Genomic DNA, 17,076 nt, shown 5'->3' with positions numbered 1-17,076 from the left:
ATTACTGACCACGCTCCCAGTAAGCCGGGCCAACCGGTTCGTGGAAGTCGCTGCGGGCTACCAGGTAGCCTTCGGCGTCAACCATGATTGGCAACTGCGGAAGTGCGTGACCTGCCGGACCGAAGACAACCTTGCACTCGTTGGCGAGGTCAAAGGTGGACTGGTGGCAAGGGCACAGCAGGTGGTGGGTGTGCTGCTCGTACAGAGCAATGGGGCAACCCACGTGGGTGCAAATCTTGGAGTAGGCGACGATGCCGTCGACATTCCAGTCTTCGCGGCCTTCGGAGATGTTCATCTCCTGTGGATCCATACGCATCAGCAGAACAACGGCCTTGGCCTTTTCGTTCAGTACGTCCTCGGCCTCGTTCAGACCCTCGGGAATGACGTGGAAAGCCGAGCCGATCTGTACGTCCGAAGCCTTGATCGGGGTACCCGATGGGTCGCGGGTCAAACGAACGCCGGTGTCCCACATGGTGTGACGCAGCTGTTCGACCATTTCGCCAGCGGTCTTTCCGGAACGCTCAAGGTCGCGGAACATGAAGATCGCAGGGATCGGAGCCAGTGCAATGGCGCCAATCAGGCTGTTGCGGATCAGCGGACGGCGCTTGATGCCAGACTCTTCGATGATGGTGTCAACGATTTCGACTGCATCCTGGCGATCTGCTTCGGTGCGAATCTCGTGGCGGCTCTCGACCAGTTCGTGGTCCGGCATCAGGGTCTTGGCCCAGTGAACGATGCCGACACCGATACCCAGCATCGCGAATGCGGTGCCGAGGCCCAGAGCTGCGTTCTGAACACGAAGTTCAGCGAAAGTCATGTCGCCCAGGTGGCCCAGGACGAAGTAGGACACGAAGAAGAACAGCGTGCCGATGATGGAGATGGTAAATAGGAGCGCTACTTGGCGCTCGTGTCGCTTGGCTGCGCGCGGATCGCGGTCTGCGAGACGCGGACGGTGCGGAGGTAGTCCTGGATCCGGGAACCGGTCCTGAGCCACATCGTCAGCCTTAGCAACGGTGCCCGAGTTTTCGGGACTGCCGTGACTATGGTCGCCCATGTTTCTCTCTCATCCTTCTGTTAGGAATTTTTGTACGTAGTGATGTTTGCGGCGCTACGCCGCGAGTGCCTTAGGAAGGACGCGAGGTCAACCAAATGGTGAAGGCGATGATGATACCCAGACCAGCGGTCCAGACGAACAGGCCTTCAGCCACTGGGCCAAGCGAACCGAGAGCAACGCCGCCGGCCGAACCATTAGCTTCAATGGTCTTCAGGAAGGTGACTACGTCACGCTTCTCGTCCGGGGTGATGTTCGAATCGTTGAACACAGGCATGTTCTGTGGGCCGGTAACCATTGCTTCGTAAATGTGCTTCTCGCTGACACCAGCCAGGGTCGGAGCAAACTTACCGCGGGTCAGGGCGCCACCGGCAGCAGCGGCGTTGTGGCACATTGCGCAGTTGACGCGGAACACGGTTCCACCGTGAGCGGCGTCGCCCTTGGTGGTATCCAAGCTTTCCTCATCCGGGATTGCCGGTCCTGCGCCGAGGCTGGCAACGAATGCTGCCAGCTGCGAGATCTGCTCATCGGTGAACTGCACTGGCTTCGCCTGGGCCTGCGGGCCCTGCATCTGCATCGGCATGCGGCCGGTACCAACCTGGAAGTCGACCGATGCGGCGCCGACGCCGATCAGCGACGGACCCGAGTTGGTTCCTTCAGCGTTCATACCGTGGCAGGTCGCGCAGTTGGCGACGAAAAGCTTTCCGCCTTCATCTACATCCGACTGCGAGGCAGTGGTGGTGTCCGCAGCCTTCGCTTCGCTGATGCTTCCCGCTGCAGTGTAGAGACTGCCGGTAATCAGCAATCCGAATAACAGCAGGGCCACAGCGGCGAGCGGGTGGCGGCGCTTTTTCGAAAGAGCCTTCACTTGCTGATTCCTCACTTAATTTCTTGGTGTGGTGTTGCCGTACTTCTGTGGAGGCAACTGATGAATTGTTAGTTGCCTACTTCAAGAAGTAGATGATCGCGAACAGAGCAATCCAGACAACGTCAACGAAGTGCCAGTAGTAGGACACGACGATGGCGCCGGTTGCTTCGAAGTGGCCAAACTTCTTCGCGAGCATCGCACGACCAATGATCAGCAGGAATGCAATCAGGCCACCGGCAACGTGAATGCCGTGGAAGCCGGTAGTCATGTAGAACGCCGAAGCATAGCCGTTCGAGTTCAGAGCAACGCCCTCATGAACGAGGACGGCGTATTCGTAGGCCTGGACCGAAACGAAGATAGCCCCAAGGATGAAGGTGAGAATGAACCATTCGATCATTCCCCATTCCTTGAGGTTGAACACTCCGCCGGTGCGGCGAGGCTTAAATGCCTCGGCCTTGAAAACACCAATCTGGCACGTGAACGAGCTGGACACCAGAATCAAGGTGTTTACCAGCGCGAACGGTACGTTCAGCTTGGCAGTTTCAGTCGCCCAGAGATCGGGCGCGGCAGCACGGAGGCTGAAGTACATGGCGAAGAGGGCGGCGAAGAACATGAGCTCGCTGGAGAGCCACACCATCGTTCCCACCGACACCATGTTTGGGCGGTTCGGCGCATGTGGCGCCGTCGTATTTGGGGCATGAGTCGCAGTTGTCACACTGACATTATGTCTCTAAACGGCCCTCAGATACCAATACAAAAAGGGTCTGACAGTGGTTTCTTCCACCACATCAGCGCAACAACCGCGGAAACACGCGGAAGTTCGAATCAAACTCTTTCTACAATTCGTAGAGCTTGATTCGGCGAGTCACGCGAAACATTTACTTATGCAACACCTGTGTTGCGTAATTCTTCCCTGCAAAGTGCCGTTTTCAGAGGCCGGAGACACAACTTCTTAAGACATGAAGTAGAACGATTTCCGTGCTTCTCGTTAGGCTTACATACGTGTCAACGAGCCTTGTAAACGAAAAGTTCCCAACGTGGCCAAATCTGCTGTCCACACTGATTTCAGGCGGCGATCTCAGCCGTGATGAAGCCGGCTGGGCAATGAACGAAATCATGAACGGCGAAGCAAGCGACGTACAAATCGCTGGCTTTTTAGTCGCGCTGCGCGCCAAGGGCGAAACAGTGGGCGAATTGACTGGTTTGGTCGACTCCATGGTGGCAAATGCACGCCCATTGAGCATCAAAGCACCAACTCTGGACATTGTTGGAACTGGTGGTGATCGACAGAATACGGTCAACATTTCAACCATGGCGACGCTCGTCTGCGCTGGCGCCGGGGTCAATATCGTTAAGCATGGCAACCGCGCCTCGTCGTCATCCTCCGGTTCCGCTGACGTGCTCGAAGCCCTCGACGTGCGACTTGATGTACCAATCGAGCGGCTTGTGGAGGTTTACGACAAAGTTGGGATTGCGTTCTGCTTTGCCAATATCTTCCATCCTTCGATGCGGCATGTGGCGAACGCGCGGAGTCAGCTCCGGATCCCGACAGCCTTCAACTTCATGGGGCCGCTCACCAACCCAGCGCTCCCCAGTGCTTCAGCGATTGGTTGTTCAGACCTTCTAATGGCACCGATCATGGCAGGCGTCTTGGCCAGTCGCGGTGTTCGAGGCCTGGTATTCCGGGGCGAGGACGGGCTAGACGAAATGACCACCACCGCGCTGAATCGCGTTTGGGAAGTCCGCGATGGGCAGGTCAACGAGTTCACTTTCGATGTTCAGGATATTGGCATCGCTCCAGCGACGCTCGAGGATCTTCGCGGTGGCGACGCTCAACATAATGCTCAGGTTGTACGCGACATCGTCAACGGTTCCACGGGTCCGGTGCGCGACGCGGTTCTTGTGAACGCGGCCGCTGGCATCGTAGCGTTCAATGAACAGGCCGAGGGTAGCTTCGAAGACCGAATGGCAGCCGCCCTGGTCATGGCCAAGCGGTCAATCGACTCTGGTGCCGCGGCCAAGGTGCTAACCACTTGGTCCCAAACCACCACTGCGATAGTCGGTAGGTAGCCACATACCGCGGAAAACAAATCGAGGCCTTGGTTCAACGCATTACAAGCGTTGAACCAAGGCCTCTTTTGGATGGTGCGCTTAGTCGCCCAAGTCCAGGGAGAACGCAGCATCCAGGTCGTGCGTGGAGTACGCGCGGAACGCAATATGCGTCTGGGTCGCTTTGATCCCAGGGATCTTGGAAAGCTTGTTCGCGATAACCTCAGCCAGGTCTTCATGCTTGTGCACGTGTGCGATCGCGATCAGGTCCCAATCGCCGGCAACGGAGTAGACCTCGCGAATGCCTTCGATTTCCGAAATCTGCTGGGCGGACTCAGGAATGCTGTCGGTAGCCGTCTGAATCATTACGAATGCGGTAACCATTGATACCTCTCAATGCTCGTGACCCGCCTACTTTTGGGCCATCCTCTTGACTCAACCTTAGTCGACGTTGGGTCAGACTCCAGCTTTTCGAGTACGACCAGAATTACCGAGGTACAAGTTTTAAGATTTGTGAAATAGAAGACAATGTTTTAACATTGTTCCATGATTGTCTTGACTATTGATCAGAGGCGTTCGCGTTCCTCTGACGACAAGGTTGAAGCACTGGTCAAACAGGCCAATGCTACCGTATCGGTGGTCCGCCCGTTCCAGCGAACCGCCGGCGACGAAATCCAAGCCGTGATGGATGATGCTTCGGAAGCGATTCGTCTTGCGGTGATGATGGCGGCTTCGGGGGACTGGAGCGTTGGCATCGGCTTCGGTCAGGTTGAAACGCCCTTGCCTGCCGAAACGCGCGCAGGTCGCGGTCCCGCTTTCGAATTCGCCAGGGTGGCAGTTGAGCGGGCCAAGAACACCAATGCGCATCTAGCAGTGCATGGGCCGACCAATGAAGCGACTCGGTTGGAAGCGGAGTTGCAATTGACAGCTGCGGTCGTATCCAAGCGTCGCGCCACGGCGTGGGAGGCTGGAACGCTGGCTGATGAAGGCATGACCCAGCAACAGATCGCCGCACGTCTTGGCATCACGCAGCAGGCCGTTTCGTCTAGGCTGTCAGCAGCCCTGTGGTTCGAGGCGAACCGCATGATGGATGAGGCGGCCAAGTCGCTTGGCCGCCAATTAAAGCGGATAGGGGAGTAGCGCACGTGTTCTGGACTGCCTGGGTCATTTTGATCGCTGCCACCGGCCTGTCTGTTGCGGCGAGTTTTCTCAGTTACGCAAAAGGACGCCGCGCTTCGATCCGAACTTGGCTTACCATCGCCGCCGCAATACTCGTGCTGGCTGCGCTGGTCTTCGGGCTCATGGGTCACGCGGTCGACGGCAACCAGCCAGTACCGGCCACCCTGGCGATTTCGCTGAGTGTGCTCTTTGCCTTGGCCTTCGGCGGTCCGTTCACCGAATTGGTTTTCACCTTGGCCTCTCGAAATCCCGATCCCTCGGCACAAGAAAAGTCCGATCCGTCGCCGCTGCGTGGCGGGTTGTGGATCGGACTTCTTGAACGTGCGGCGATCGTGGGGACGCTCTGGGCCGGCTGGCCCGAGGGGACTGCGGTCGTCCTGGCCGTCAAGGGGCTTGGCCGATTCGCTGAACTGAAAAACCACCAAGCTGCCGAACAGTTCATCCTCGGGACTTTCGCCAGCGGGCTTGTAGCGGCCGGCGCTTACGGATTAGGCCTGTTGCTTAGCTGAGCGCTTGGCGATCAGCCCTGTGACTAGGCGCCTGCCCAGCAGGAACAGTCCGAGTACCAGCGTGGCAACGATAATGAAGGCCACGGCAGCCGTGTCGTTGAACGCAAGTCGCAACGCGATGCCCAAAGCCACGGTTCCAATCCATATGAGGATTCCGCTGGGCCATAGGTTGTTAATGGTTTTCCACGGGCGCGAGGCCAGGGTCACGATCGCGTAGCCGATTAAGAATGGAAGTGCCGTCCATAAGATCCCGCCAAGCGAGAGCCCGTGCTCATGTTCGCGGCGGCCGAGCAGGGCGAAGATAACGATCAGTACAAGATCAATGGTGACCCAAGCGGGCCACTGACGGATTTTTTGAGCCATGAAATTATCCTAGGTTCTTCTTCCAGCAACAACGAATCAATTGATGGCCCGGACGGTGTTGCGGTGCGGCGGCAGATGCCGGAATCACAGCACAGGCAAGAGAGGCGGATCCCCGAGTGTTGGAGCGCACCAATCGTACTTTTCAAAAGTGGCAGGTGCCCTTGTACCTGCTTGCGGTGGCGGCCGCCGCGGCGTTCGGCCTGATGCGACCTCAGGCGGCCGCCGAGCTGGATGCAGGAATCAATCCGGTTCTAGGCCTGTTGCTCTTCGCGACCTTTCTCGCCATTCCGCTGACTCGGCTCGTCGGAGCTCTGCGCAACATCCGGTTCCTCCTGGCCGTGGTGTTCCTGAACTTTCTTGCGGTTCCGCTGGTTGGCTGGCTGCTGAGCCGCGTGGTTGCCGCAGATGCCGAATTGCTGATCGGCTTGCTGCTGGTGTTGCTCGCACCGTGTGTCGACTACGTCATTGTGTTCACCCGGATCGCCGGGGGAGCGGGCCACCAGCTGCTGGCGGCCACGCCTGTATTGATGCTGCTCCAGGTGGTCTTACTGCCCGTCTATCTGTCCTGGTTTGCCGGCGGAGCATTGGGTGAGGTCGTCACCCCCGAACCGTTCGTCCATGCATTCACGTGGCTGATAGCAGTTCCGCTGGTTTCAGCCATGCTGGTGCAGCTTTTGGCCCGCAGGTTCAGATCGGCCGAGGTTCTCGAGGATCTGATGGGTTTGCTCATGGTGCCGCTGATGATCTTCGTACTGTTCCTGGTGGTGGCCTCACAGGTCAGTTCGGTCAAGGCCGATTTCTCCCGTCTGTTGGCGGTCGTGCCTCTCTACGTGCTTTTCCTGGTCATCATGCTGCCCTTGGGAAAGGGAATCTCACGCATCTTCAAGCTCGCAGTGCCAGCTCGGCGTGCACTAGTCTTCTCCGGTGCCACGCGGAATTCGCTGGTCGTCCTGCCCTTGGCCCTGGCCATGCCTGCGCCATTTGCCCTGGTGCCTGCCGTTGTAGTGGCACAGACGATCATCGAGCTTCTCGGAATGCTGATCTATGTCAAGGTGGTGCCTCGACTGATTCCAGAGAAGCTCGGTCTGGGCAGTTCATCGAATTCCTGACCGCCCTCGGCGGATCCAGCCGCCCTGGCTGAATACCCGTCCGACGGGTCTACACTAGGCAGACCAATCAGAGGGGAGTACCAGCCATGGGCCGCCTGATCTACGGCATGAATGTGAGTCTGGACGGCTACATCGCCGATGCCGACGGGGATATTTCATGGGGCGTTTCCACCGAGGAGCTATTCAGATGGTGGCTTGAGGAAGAACAGTCGATGAGCCTCATGCTGTACGGGCGCAAACTGTGGGAAACCATGAGCTCGTATTGGCCCACGGGGGACCAGGCCCCCGATGCCCGGCCAGACCAGGTTGAATATGCCCGCAACTGGCGGGACACTCCCAAAATGGTGTTCGCTTCCGACTGCCTTCCGCTTGATTGGAATACGCGGCTGTTTACCGGTGAAGCAGTAGCGGAAATCCGAAGGCTCAAGAAACAGTTCATCGGCTCCATCCGCATCGGCGGTGCATCGCTTGCCTCCGCTGCCATGCGCGCGGGCCTGATCGATGAATACACCCTGGTCAGGCATCCGGTGCTTGTCGGAGGCGGCACCCCGTTCTTCGCCTTGATCGACCGTTATATACACCTCGAATTCGTGGAAACCCGAGTCTTCGACGGGGGAGTGACGATGGGTAGGTACCGGTTTGCGGGTTGAGCGCATGGGCCGGTTGTCGCGGCATCTTGGAAACCTGCACCCGGCAATTCGCAACTGCCACACGTTCATGGTTGCTTTCTGGCCCCGGTCGGTACGTGGACGCGAGTTACTGGGCGTCTTCTGGCGGGGCTTCAAGTCATCTGGGAGCCTGTAATCCAACTCACCGTACAAGGAGCTTCGCATGGGTCGCATAGTAGCCGTGAATTTCGTCAGTATCGACGGGGTCATGCAAGCGCCATTGTCGGCAGAGGAAGACCGTGACGGTGGGTTCACTGCTGGAGGCTGGGCCGCAGCCGCAGGTGACGACACCGTGGACGCCGTCATGCGCAAGCTGACGACCTCCGCAGCTGGCATGCTGTTGGGCCGAAGGACCTATGACATCTTCACCGAGGCTTGGTCTCAGGCGGATGCCGCCGACCCTTCCATAGCGTCAATGAATCGAATGCCCAAGTATGTCGTCACCCGGAACACCGACCGGCTTGCATGGGCCAACAGCCGGCGGCTCGGGGGAGACCTGGCCTCTGGAGTCCGCGAGGTCCGGGAATCAACCGAAGGTAGGTTGGTCGTCTTCGGTTCGGGCCAACTGGTGCAGGCCCTGGCGAAAAACGATCTGATCGATGAATACACGTTGCTTCAGCACCCGATCGTCCTCGGATCCGGCAAACGACTTTTCGGCGTTGACGGCCACCGCACGGACTTTATCTTATCAGGCTCGCTGATTTCACCAGCTGGCGTCGCCATCCTGACCTACCAGCGATCTGTGAATCCCTGAACGCAGGACGCAGTTCTCGTTCCGGGATGGTGAACTGCGCGGCCCAGGATCACAGCGGCACGGTTATCTGGCGACAGCGCTGGATCGTCGCCGCTGATCAATCACTAGACGCAGGAATCTACTGACCTGAGGCCGTCGCCAATCGATGCTCGCATGCGCGGTTGAACCGGCAGTACCTGGTCGGTTGGGGAGAGTCAGATTTCCACTACTTTACATAATGTAGATTATCGGCTTATCGACAATGTCCGTAGAAGCCACTACATTCCCTGATTTTGTCGCGCTTCAGCAACGTGAATGAATACGCGCTACGAAGCTTCACCTTCTGCCTGCTGCTCCATGCGGTACCGCGCAAATTCCAAAGTCTGGCGGATGAACTCTCGTGCACGCTCGTCACGCATCGAATAGATCATGTGACGCCCGGACTTGCGGGCTTGCAAGACTCCAGCCGTCCGCAGACGTGTCAGCAGCTGGCTGACGGTCGACGGCGTCACGCCAACCTGCTGGGCCAATTCGGACAACGTACGGTCCTCGTGGCATAGCGCCCACAGGATCTGCAGCCGCGCCGGATCGGAAAGCGTCTTGAGCACCAGCACGGACATATCCAGCAGGTCGCTGTCGATAATTTGGTCGCGCATCGGTTCAGCCACAGATTCACTGGTCATGACGCGCGCTCCCAATCATCCAAATGGCACCGAGACCTTCCCGGAGCCGATACATGCTTCCCGTTCGCAAGTGAGTCCATTATGGTCACGTAAGCGGATAAAGCGATAGGTTCAAGGCAGAGATCTTAGGAACCGTCACTGTATTCAGCTCTCCCGCACCTACTCCCCTAAATAAATCTTCTTGTTCGAATTAACGTAATACGACTCTGACGACTGCGTTTCTGCGCTCTTGACGTTCTTTGGGTGTTCTAGGTTTCGATCGGCGTGGCACGGAGCACGTAAATTGGCCAACCTCGCGCCAGATGGGAAGATTTATATATGCCCTCCATGCCCCCGAAAACAGCACCGGCCAGAGAGCTCGAGGCCCGGATTCTACAAAATATCGAAGGCCATCAGCTGTCCCCGGACGCACAGCAGCTGCGGTTGATCGGCACTCTCAGCTCTACCGCGGCCAGCGGATTCTCGGGCGACCTACACGGCGCCTATATCTTCGGCCCGCCGGGGCGTGGAAAGACGCTGATCATCAATGCGCTGGTTGCCTCGTTGCCGCCGCAAACTACAGCGAGGTTCCACTTCCACGAGTTCTTCCAGAACCTGAACTCCCCCAAAAACCGTGTTCCAGGCCAGCGCCTGGGCGCGATCTTCAGCCAAGGCTTGGAGCGTGAGCTCAAGGGGCTGCAGATCCTGGTCTTCGACGAGTTCCACTGCACCGAACCCGGCGACGCGATGCTGATGGTGCGGTTGGTCAAATACTGCGCGGAACATTCGATCTTCCTGGTTGCCACGTCGAACTACGAACCGGAAAAGCTGCTCGACGACGACGCCTTCCACCACCTGGTGCAGCCCACCATCGCAGCGATCCGCGAGAACTTTGCGGTCTTCGAACTCAATGGAGCCGTCGACTACCGCACGCTGGATTCTGATGATCAGGAATTTAAGCACGGATACCGTGCGGGAACCCTGTCGGTGGGAATCAATGCCGAACCGGGCTCCGAGCTGCGCGAGTTGATCCGGATCGGCTACGACGAGATCGGCCCTGCCTGCGTGGTGGGTGAAACCATTTGGATCAGCTTCGCCCAGTTGTGCGGCACCCGGCGCAACACGGCGGACTACCTCGAGCTGATCCAGCGATTCACCCGCTGGCACATCACGGGAATCCCGGCCAGCCTGGGCCTGCCCATGGACGAGGAGCGCCGGCTGGCGAACGTCCTGGACATCTTCTACGACCGCGACATCGAGCTGCACCTGTACACCGCTGACAGGCTCGAACACCTGGGCTCGATGCTCCACGACACCGAACGCGACCGGCTGGCCTCACGCCTGGCGCAGCTGAAACTTATTGAACTTGAACGGATGGGCCTGTAACCATGAGCATCACCTACTCCCCCGAAGAACTCGAAAACCTGGTCGTCGAGGTGCTCAGCCAGGCCGAAGACAATGTGGTGCCGATCGTCCAGCTGGGACACCCCGTCCTCCGCCAGCCGGCCGCCAGCTACACCGGGCAGCTGCCCAAGGAACTGCTCGACGAGCTGCTGGCCGTCATGCGCCACACCATGTACGACGCCCCCGGCGTTGGCCTGGCCGCCCCGCAGATCGGCATCCCCCTGAAGATTGCCGTGCTCGAAGACCTCTACAACCTGCCAGAAGACATGGCCGCCGAACGCGAGCGAGAGCCGCTGGAATACTTCGAGATCTTCAATCCGAGCTACGAGGCACGCGGCGCACGCACGGCCGAGTTCTACGAAGGCTGCCTGTCCTTCGATGGATTCCAGGCAGTCGTGACCCGGCCAGCCGACATCCGGGCCAACTACGAGGACCGCGACGGGAAACAGGTAGTCCGCGACTTCTCCGGCTGGCAGGCGCGGATCGTGCAGCACGAAACCGACCACCTGTACGGGACCGTCTACATCGACAAGGCGGCCACCCGTTCGCTCATCAATGAAACCGAACTGTGGCGCCACCAAGGGCTCTCGGTGGCCTCCGCCAGGGAAACCCTGGGATTCTGATGCAGGACGCCACCACGCTGCTCTGCCCCCTTTGCCGCGGCGCGCTGGAGCTGTCCATCGCACCCCGCCGCACACTGGCCTGCCCCGCCGGCCACCGCTATGACGCGGCCAAGCAGGGCTACTTCAACTTCCTGACCGGCAAGGGCACGAACTTCCTCGAAGACACCTCACCGATGGTGCTGGCTCGCGAGGCCTTCCAGCACCGGGGGCACTACGCGCCGCTGGCCGCCGAACTCGCAGCCCTGGTCGCAGCGCACCATCCCGCCGACCAGCTGGATATCATCGACGCCGGCGCCGGCACCGGCTACTACCTGGGAGAAATCCTGGACCGCCATCCGGCCACGCGCAAGGACGCGCTGGCCATGGACATCTCCCGCTTCGCCATGCGCCGGGCCGCCAAGCTGCCGGACACGCTGGCCGTCGTCTGGGATGTCTGGCGCGAGATCCCCAGCCGGGATGAGTCCCGCGACGTCGTGCTCAATTGCTTCGCGCCGCACAACCCGGCGCAGTTCCGCCGCGTCCTGCGCCCGCAAGGGCTGTGCCTTGTCGTCACCGGAGCCGCTGACCATCTGGAAGAAGTCCGTGAGCCGCTGGACATGCTGTCGATTGCTGGCGGCAAGCAGGAGGCACTGGTCGAGAAGTTCGGCACGGAGCAGCTGGCCCATCTGGGATCCCGAAACCTGAGCTACGCCATGGAACTTGATCCGGAGGACCTGTTCAATCTGGCCTTCATGGGACCAGCCGGGCACCACCTGTCCCCCGAGGTGCTGCGCGCCAAGGCCGCATCCCTCGGAAGTCGCACCGTCACAGCATCCTTCGACGTACATTTATTCGTCCCGCAGGGCTAGAAAATACCCCAAAATGACTACACCTTTCCCCTGCCGATTACGGCAGAATGGAGAAAAGGCCACTCGCAATTGGCCCTTGATCTATTTGAGCAAAGGTGGAAGCCATGACAACGGCGGAATGGATCGTCAGCAACGCATGGGTCATCTGGCTCGCGGTGTTCCTGCTGCTGGCGATCATCGAGATGCTTTCGCTCGACTTGTACTTCATCATGCTCGGCGTCGGGGCCCTTGGCGGTGTCGCGGTCGCGCTCTTGGGCGGCCCCATGTGGCTTCAGGTCGTCGTCTTCTGCGGTATCTCCCTGCTGATGATCCTGCTGGTCCGACCCATTGCCGTGAGACACCTGAAAAAGTCCCCGGACGGTTTCCGGACCAATATCGAACGCCTGATCGGCGAGGACGCCTTGATCCTGGAACCGACCTCGCGCCTGTCGGGCTCGGCAAAGATCCACGGAGAAATCTGGACGGCCCGCTCCGAGTCGAACTCGCCCACCATGATGCCCGGCACCTACGCGGTGGTCCGCCGCGTCCAGGGCGCCACCGCTTATCTGGAGCCCGCGCCCCAGGCCCCGGAAAGCTGACCCGCCATAGTGGCTTTCCGCCCCATGATTTATCACTCAAGCACAAGGAAAGAGAGTACAAACCATGTCCGGTAATGGCTTTGGCTTGACCATCGTCCTTGTCGTTCTGGCGATCTTCGTGATCGTCGTGCTACTACGCAGTGTGCGTATCGTGCCTCAGGCACGAGCGGGCATTGTGGAACGCCTCGGCAAGTACAACCGCACCCTCAATCCGGGTCTGACCCTCCTGATTCCCTTCGTGGACCGGCTGCTCCCGCTGCTGGATCTGCGCGAGCAGGTTGTGTCCTTCCCGCCCCAGCCGGTGATCACCGAAGACAACCTCGTCGTCTCCATCGACACCGTGGTGTACTTCCAGATCACCGAGCCGCGTGCGGCCACCTACGAAATCGCCAACTACATCCAGGCAGTTGAGCAGCTGACCACCACGACGCTGCGTAACGTCGTCGGCGGCCTGAACCTGGAAGAGGCCCTGACCAGCCGCGACCAGATCAACGGCCAGCTGCGCGGCGTGCTGGACGAGGCCACCGGCAAGTGGGGCATCCGCGTCTCGCGCGTCGAGCTGAAGGCAATCGATCCGCCCCTGTCGATCCAGGACTCCATGGAGAAGCAGATGCGCGCCGAGCGTGACCGCCGCGCCGCGATCCTGACGGCAGAAGGCACCAAGCAGTCCGACATCCTGACGGCCGAGGGTGAGCGCCAGGCGGCCATCCTCAAGGCCGAGGGCGACGCGCAGGCCTCGATCCTGCGCGCCGACGGCGAGGCCCAGGCCATCCAGAAGGTGTTCGACGCAATCCACGCCGGCCGCCCGGACCAGGAACTGCTGGCCTACCAGTACCTGCAGACCCTGCCGAAGCTGGCCGAAGGCACCTCGAACACCCTGTGGGTGATCCCTAGCGAGCTGACCGAAGCGCTCAAGGGCATCGGCGGAGCACTGGGCGGAACGGGCGCTGACAAGAGCCCGACCGCTCCGGGTACCACCGAGGGAATCTGATTCCCCGGGTGATCCGAACAGATCAATAACCACGCTGCGGCGAGGTGCGAAGCTTGCACCTCGCCGCAGACGCGTATAATGGATGTTTTGGTGCGAAAATTTATCTTCCCCCACTTGGGATGGAATTATTTCAGCGCGCCAAACGTTGGTACGTGTAGCGAATTTTTTAGACATCGCGGAGGGAAAACATGAGCGATCGCAGCCTACGAGGCATGCGCCTGGGTGCACAGAGCATGGAATCTGAGGCAGGTGTGGAGCCGGCTGCCCGTCAGCGCGTCGAATACCGTACCGAAGAGGGTGAAACCGTCTTCATCGTCTTTGCCGCCGAGGCAGAGATCCCGGCAACTTGGACCACCAAGACCGGCAAGGAAGCCAAGCTGGTGCACGGCGAGGCCAAGGCCGAGGAAGCCAGCAACGAGAAGCCTGTGCGTACGCACTGGGACATGCTGCTGGAACGCCGCAGCGAAGAAGAACTTGAGAAGATTCTGGCCGACCGCCTGACCCAGCTGCGCACCTCGCGCGGCGAAGCCGTCTAGGCAGCAGCGGCACTGCGGGCCGGTTCCCCTTCCGATTCGGAAGGGGAACCGGCCCGCAGTCTTTTAATGCCCGGCATGGCCGGGCGCAACAATGCGGCGGCCGCGAAGCCTGGGCTTCGCGGCCGCCGCGAGTGGTTTGGGAGGGGATGCTACTTGCGGGAAGTCAGCTTCTTCCAGCGGGCGCCAAGACCCCAGCGGGTCACGTTCCACATCGCTTCGAAAACGATGTTGCCGCTCATCTTCGACGCGCCCAGTTCGCGCTCCACGAAGGTCACCGGGACCTCGACGATGCGCTTGCGCATCATGGCCACGCGGAAGGTCATGTCCACCTGGAATCCGTAGCCACGCGACTCGACCGCGTCGAAGTCGATTTCCTCCAGGGTCTGGCGCTTGAAGGCACGGTAGCCGGCGGTGATGTCGCGCAGCGGCAGGCCGAGCATGGTGCGCGAGTAGAAGGAGCCGCCGCGGGAAATGATCTTGCGCAGCAGCGGCCAGTTCACGACCTCGCCGCCCTTGACCCAGCGCGATCCGATGACCAGGTCCGCTCCGGCGGCGCTGGCTTCCAGCAGGCGCGGAAGCTGCTCGGGCATGTGCGAGCCGTCGGCGTCCATCTCAACCAGCACGTCGTAGTCGCGGGCCAGAGCCCACTCGAAGCCTGCGATGTAGGCGGCGCCCAGGCCGTCCTTGCCGGTGCGGTGCAGCACATGGATGTTGCTGTCCTCGGCGGCCATCTTGTCGGCCAGTTCGCCGGTGCCGTCGGGCGAGTTGTCGTCGACGATCAGTACGTCCGAGTCAGGAACAGCACTCCGGAGCCTTCCGACCGTCAGCGGGAGGGATTCCAGTTCGTTGTAGGTCGGAATGATCGTAATGACGCGCACTCGGCGGCACCTTTCTTGGTAAACGGCTGCAATGAGCCCTCACGGGGCACGGGGGCATGCCCGGAATACTGCGGTATGAGGGCTGATCCAAATTCAAAGTATACTCACCCGGCACGGCGGGCATCGCCCCAGACACAGGAAAACGCAACGATCCCCAGTGACTTCGGCCCTATTTCACAGGTTGGAAAACTTGGGAAATGTTATCTAAGGTCACCGGGGATCGCTATTCAAATTGCGTCATTTCGAACACAATGCTGGGTGCATCACGAAGAGGCGCTTAGTACAGCCTAATGGGTGACCCACCCAGACTGTCAACCGACTGGTGACCAGAATCTTCGTCTAATATCTTCAAGTCAGACAAAATATTGCGAATTTTCCGCAGACCCGCCGCAACGGCTACAGCGAGGCTCCCGCCGCGGCTTCCAGCTGGTCGAACAGGATCCGCCCGGCGCGCACGGTGCGCAGGCAGGCGGGGATCTGCTCATCGACGACCGGGAGCATCGGGGTGCCGGCGCGGGCGTCGGTGCTCCAGGAGCTGATGCGCACGTCCGGGGTCTGCACTGCCAGCTCCGAGGCGCTCCACACGGCGAAGGTCGCCGGGGCGCCGATGACCAGCTGGCCGGCCAGCGGGTTGTTCTCCCCCATGGCGCGGTAGGTGGAGCGGGTCTGGGCCAGGAAGGCGGCGCGGGCGGAGATGCGGGACTCGGCGTCCGCCATGTTCATCGCGGCGCGCACGATCTTCCAGCCGTCCACCTCGGTGACCGGGGCGTCAGAGCCCAGCACCAGCGGCACGCCGGAAGAGAACATCGCGGAGAGGTTGTTCATGCCCTGCGCGCGCTGACCCAGACGAGCCTGGTACATGCCGCCCTCGCCGGCCCATGCGGCGTCGAAGGCAGGCTGCATGGAGACCATGATCGAGTACTGCAGCAGGCGCTGGCGGGCGGCATCGTCCACCATCTCGGCGTGCTCGATGCGGTGGCGGCACATCTGCAGCTTGGCGGTGCCGATCTGCTCGGCGGCCAGGTCGAAGGCGTCCAGCAGGGTGTCCAGCGCGCCGTCGCCGATCACGTGGAATGCGGCCTGGATGCCGCGCTGGCTGCAGGCGACCAGGTGGGCGGCAATCTGCTCGCGCTCCAGGTAGAGGGTGCCGCGGGTGCCCGGCGCATCGGAGTAGTCTTCGCGCAGGTAGGCGGTGTGGCTGCCCAGCGAGCCGTCGACCCGCAGGTCGCCGCCCAGGCCCAGCACGCGGCCGGCCGGGAAGCTGCGCATCAGCTCGTCGGCGCGCTCGGCGTCGGAGACCAGTTCGCCCCAGAACGCGTAGACCGCAGGAAGTTCGCCGTTGTCCAGCGCCAGCAGCTCATCCAGCGCGGCGCGGCCTTCCAGGTGCGGGGCCGCCATTTCCACCACGGTGCCGAAGCCGCGCGAGGCGTAGTGCTCCAGGGCCAGGCGCTGGTAGTCGGCGTCGGCGGCGGTGCCGACCAGGGCCTCGCGCACCGCGTCGTGCTCGGCGCCGCGCACCACACCCGAGGCGATGTCGCCCAGGTCCAGCTCGTCGAGCAGCTTCCGGTTGACCAGGGCGCTGTGCACGTCGCGGCGCACCAGGTAATAGCCGCGCCCGTCGGCGGCGGCAGTCAGCTCCGCCTCGCCCGGCAGCTCCGGCTGGGCCCACGAGGAGTTGTCCCAGCCCTGGGCCAGCACCAGCGAGGCCGAGGCGCGGGCGCGTTCGGAAACCAGCGCCAGCAGCGCGGCGGCGCTGTCGGCGGTGCCAAGGTCGGCTCCGGCCAGGGTGCGGCCCAGCGCGGCAAGGTGGGTGTGCGACTCCACGAAGGCGGGGGTGATCAGCGCGCCGTACAGGTCGATGACCTCGTCCACGGTCTCCGCGTGGCGGTCCGCGGCCTCTTCACCGCCGATCCAGGCCACGGTGTCGCCGTCCACGACCATCGAGGTCGCGAACGGGTCAGCGGCCGAGTACACCGAACCATTGCGGTACAGGGTTTTTGCCATGAGCTAACTTCCTTTTCATTGCA

General features: G+C 61.0%; 20 protein-coding genes. 12 read left to right on the top strand and 8 right to left on the bottom strand.

Features of this window, described 5'->3' with window-relative positions:
- Position 1: 1 nt before the first annotated feature.
- From qcrA to ctaE, 3 genes are all read right to left on the bottom strand, one after another.
- Positions 2 to 1,054, bottom strand: a complete 1,053-nt coding sequence (gene qcrA / locus C1H84_RS00430; protein ID WP_047119125.1) for a cytochrome bc1 complex Rieske iron-sulfur subunit — start codon at positions 1,052 to 1,054, stop codon at positions 2 to 4.
- A 70-nt stretch (positions 1,055 to 1,124) separates the two neighbouring features.
- The gene (gene qcrC, locus C1H84_RS00425) at positions 1,125 to 1,919 is read right to left on the bottom strand and encodes a cytochrome bc1 complex diheme cytochrome c subunit (RefSeq protein ID WP_047119124.1); all 795 of its coding nucleotides are present in this window, start codon (positions 1,917 to 1,919) and stop codon (positions 1,125 to 1,127) included.
- Between the two features lie 76 nt (positions 1,920 to 1,995).
- Positions 1,996 to 2,634: an aa3-type cytochrome oxidase subunit III gene (ctaE, locus tag C1H84_RS00420; protein ID WP_082123897.1), complete on the bottom strand. Its 639-nt coding sequence runs from the start codon at positions 2,632 to 2,634 to the stop codon at positions 1,996 to 1,998.
- A 287-nt stretch (positions 2,635 to 2,921) separates the two neighbouring features.
- On the opposite strand from ctaE, the gene trpD reads away from it, so the two are divergent.
- Entirely contained in the window at positions 2,922 to 3,989 is a 1,068-nt protein-coding gene (trpD, locus tag C1H84_RS00415) for an anthranilate phosphoribosyltransferase (RefSeq protein WP_113606542.1), read from the top strand.
- A gap of 81 nt (positions 3,990 to 4,070) precedes the next feature.
- Here trpD and C1H84_RS00410 read toward each other — a convergent pair whose 3' ends face one another.
- A complete protein-coding gene (locus C1H84_RS00410; RefSeq protein WP_047119123.1) occupies positions 4,071 to 4,352 on the bottom strand; it encodes an Lrp/AsnC family transcriptional regulator in 282 nt (93 codons plus the stop codon).
- A 162-nt stretch (positions 4,353 to 4,514) separates the two neighbouring features.
- Between C1H84_RS00410 and C1H84_RS00405 the strand changes: the two genes are divergently transcribed.
- Positions 4,515 to 5,108, top strand: a complete 594-nt coding sequence (locus C1H84_RS00405; protein ID WP_053798081.1) for a sigma factor-like helix-turn-helix DNA-binding protein — start codon at positions 4,515 to 4,517, stop codon at positions 5,106 to 5,108.
- A 5-nt stretch (positions 5,109 to 5,113) separates the two neighbouring features.
- Positions 5,114 to 5,656 (top strand): hypothetical protein, encoded by a 543-nt coding sequence (locus C1H84_RS18145; protein ID WP_052772366.1) that lies wholly within the window; start codon positions 5,114 to 5,116, stop codon positions 5,654 to 5,656.
- Here the strand turns inward: C1H84_RS18145 and C1H84_RS00395 are convergent.
- Positions 5,636 to 6,019, bottom strand: a complete 384-nt coding sequence (locus C1H84_RS00395; RefSeq protein ID WP_113606252.1) for a DUF3054 domain-containing protein — start codon at positions 6,017 to 6,019, stop codon at positions 5,636 to 5,638. The genes C1H84_RS18145 and C1H84_RS00395 overlap by 21 nt on opposite strands.
- 116 nt (positions 6,020 to 6,135) lie before the next feature.
- Between C1H84_RS00395 and C1H84_RS00390 the strand changes: the two genes are divergently transcribed.
- From C1H84_RS00390 to C1H84_RS00380, 3 genes are all read left to right on the top strand, one after another.
- Positions 6,136 to 7,128, top strand: a complete 993-nt coding sequence (locus tag C1H84_RS00390; RefSeq protein WP_113606251.1) for an arsenic resistance protein — start codon at positions 6,136 to 6,138, stop codon at positions 7,126 to 7,128.
- 86 nt (positions 7,129 to 7,214) lie between these two features.
- Positions 7,215 to 7,778: a dihydrofolate reductase family protein gene (locus tag C1H84_RS00385; RefSeq protein WP_113606250.1), complete on the top strand. Its 564-nt coding sequence runs from the start codon at positions 7,215 to 7,217 to the stop codon at positions 7,776 to 7,778.
- A gap of 181 nt (positions 7,779 to 7,959) precedes the next feature.
- Positions 7,960 to 8,550 (top strand): dihydrofolate reductase family protein, encoded by a 591-nt coding sequence (locus C1H84_RS00380; RefSeq protein ID WP_113606249.1) that lies wholly within the window; start codon positions 7,960 to 7,962, stop codon positions 8,548 to 8,550.
- Between the two features lie 305 nt (positions 8,551 to 8,855).
- Here the strand turns inward: C1H84_RS00380 and C1H84_RS00375 are convergent, their stop codons facing one another.
- A complete protein-coding gene (locus tag C1H84_RS00375; RefSeq protein ID WP_113606248.1) occupies positions 8,856 to 9,212 on the bottom strand; it encodes an ArsR/SmtB family transcription factor in 357 nt (118 codons plus the stop codon).
- 327 nt (positions 9,213 to 9,539) lie between these two features.
- Here C1H84_RS00375 and zapE point away from each other — a divergent pair, with 327 nt between their 5' ends.
- The 6 genes from zapE to C1H84_RS00345 all read left to right on the top strand — a co-directional run bounded on the left by zapE (position 9,540) and on the right by C1H84_RS00345 (position 14,171).
- Complete coding sequence (zapE, locus tag C1H84_RS00370; RefSeq protein ID WP_220124864.1) at positions 9,540 to 10,577, top strand: AFG1/ZapE family ATPase; 1,038 nt, start codon at positions 9,540 to 9,542, stop codon at positions 10,575 to 10,577.
- Positions 10,578 to 10,579: 2 nt separating this feature from the next.
- On the top strand, positions 10,580 to 11,218 hold the full coding sequence (locus C1H84_RS00365) for a peptide deformylase (RefSeq protein ID WP_113606246.1): 639 nt from the start codon (positions 10,580 to 10,582) through the stop codon (positions 11,216 to 11,218).
- The gene (locus tag C1H84_RS00360) at positions 11,218 to 12,066 is read left to right on the top strand and encodes a putative RNA methyltransferase (protein WP_113606245.1); all 849 of its coding nucleotides are present in this window, start codon (positions 11,218 to 11,220) and stop codon (positions 12,064 to 12,066) included. Before C1H84_RS00365 ends, C1H84_RS00360 begins: the two co-directional genes overlap by 1 nt.
- 104 nt (positions 12,067 to 12,170) lie before the next feature.
- On the top strand, positions 12,171 to 12,644 hold the full coding sequence (locus tag C1H84_RS00355; protein WP_113606541.1) for an NfeD family protein: 474 nt from the start codon (positions 12,171 to 12,173) through the stop codon (positions 12,642 to 12,644).
- A 64-nt stretch (positions 12,645 to 12,708) separates the two neighbouring features.
- On the top strand, positions 12,709 to 13,635 hold the full coding sequence (locus C1H84_RS00350; RefSeq protein WP_113606244.1) for an SPFH domain-containing protein: 927 nt from the start codon (positions 12,709 to 12,711) through the stop codon (positions 13,633 to 13,635).
- 188 nt (positions 13,636 to 13,823) lie between these two features.
- On the top strand, positions 13,824 to 14,171 hold the full coding sequence (locus tag C1H84_RS00345) for an RNA polymerase-binding protein RbpA (protein ID WP_047119111.1): 348 nt from the start codon (positions 13,824 to 13,826) through the stop codon (positions 14,169 to 14,171).
- 149 nt (positions 14,172 to 14,320) lie between these two features.
- Here C1H84_RS00345 and C1H84_RS00340 read toward each other — a convergent pair whose 3' ends face one another.
- Together C1H84_RS00340 and C1H84_RS00335 are read right to left on the bottom strand one after the other, a co-directional pair.
- A complete protein-coding gene (locus C1H84_RS00340) occupies positions 14,321 to 15,049 on the bottom strand; it encodes a polyprenol monophosphomannose synthase (protein ID WP_047119110.1) in 729 nt (242 codons plus the stop codon).
- Between the two features lie 396 nt (positions 15,050 to 15,445).
- A complete protein-coding gene (locus C1H84_RS00335) occupies positions 15,446 to 17,053 on the bottom strand; it encodes an amidohydrolase (protein ID WP_113606243.1) in 1,608 nt (535 codons plus the stop codon).
- Positions 17,054 to 17,076 lie beyond the last annotated feature (23 nt).

This window comes from Glutamicibacter soli, assembly GCF_003309065.1.
Classification (GTDB): Bacteria; Actinomycetota; Actinomycetes; order Actinomycetales; family Micrococcaceae; genus Glutamicibacter; species Glutamicibacter soli.
The sequence above is the reverse complement of the archived record's forward strand: the minus strand, read 5'-3'. Positions and strand labels throughout refer to the sequence as shown.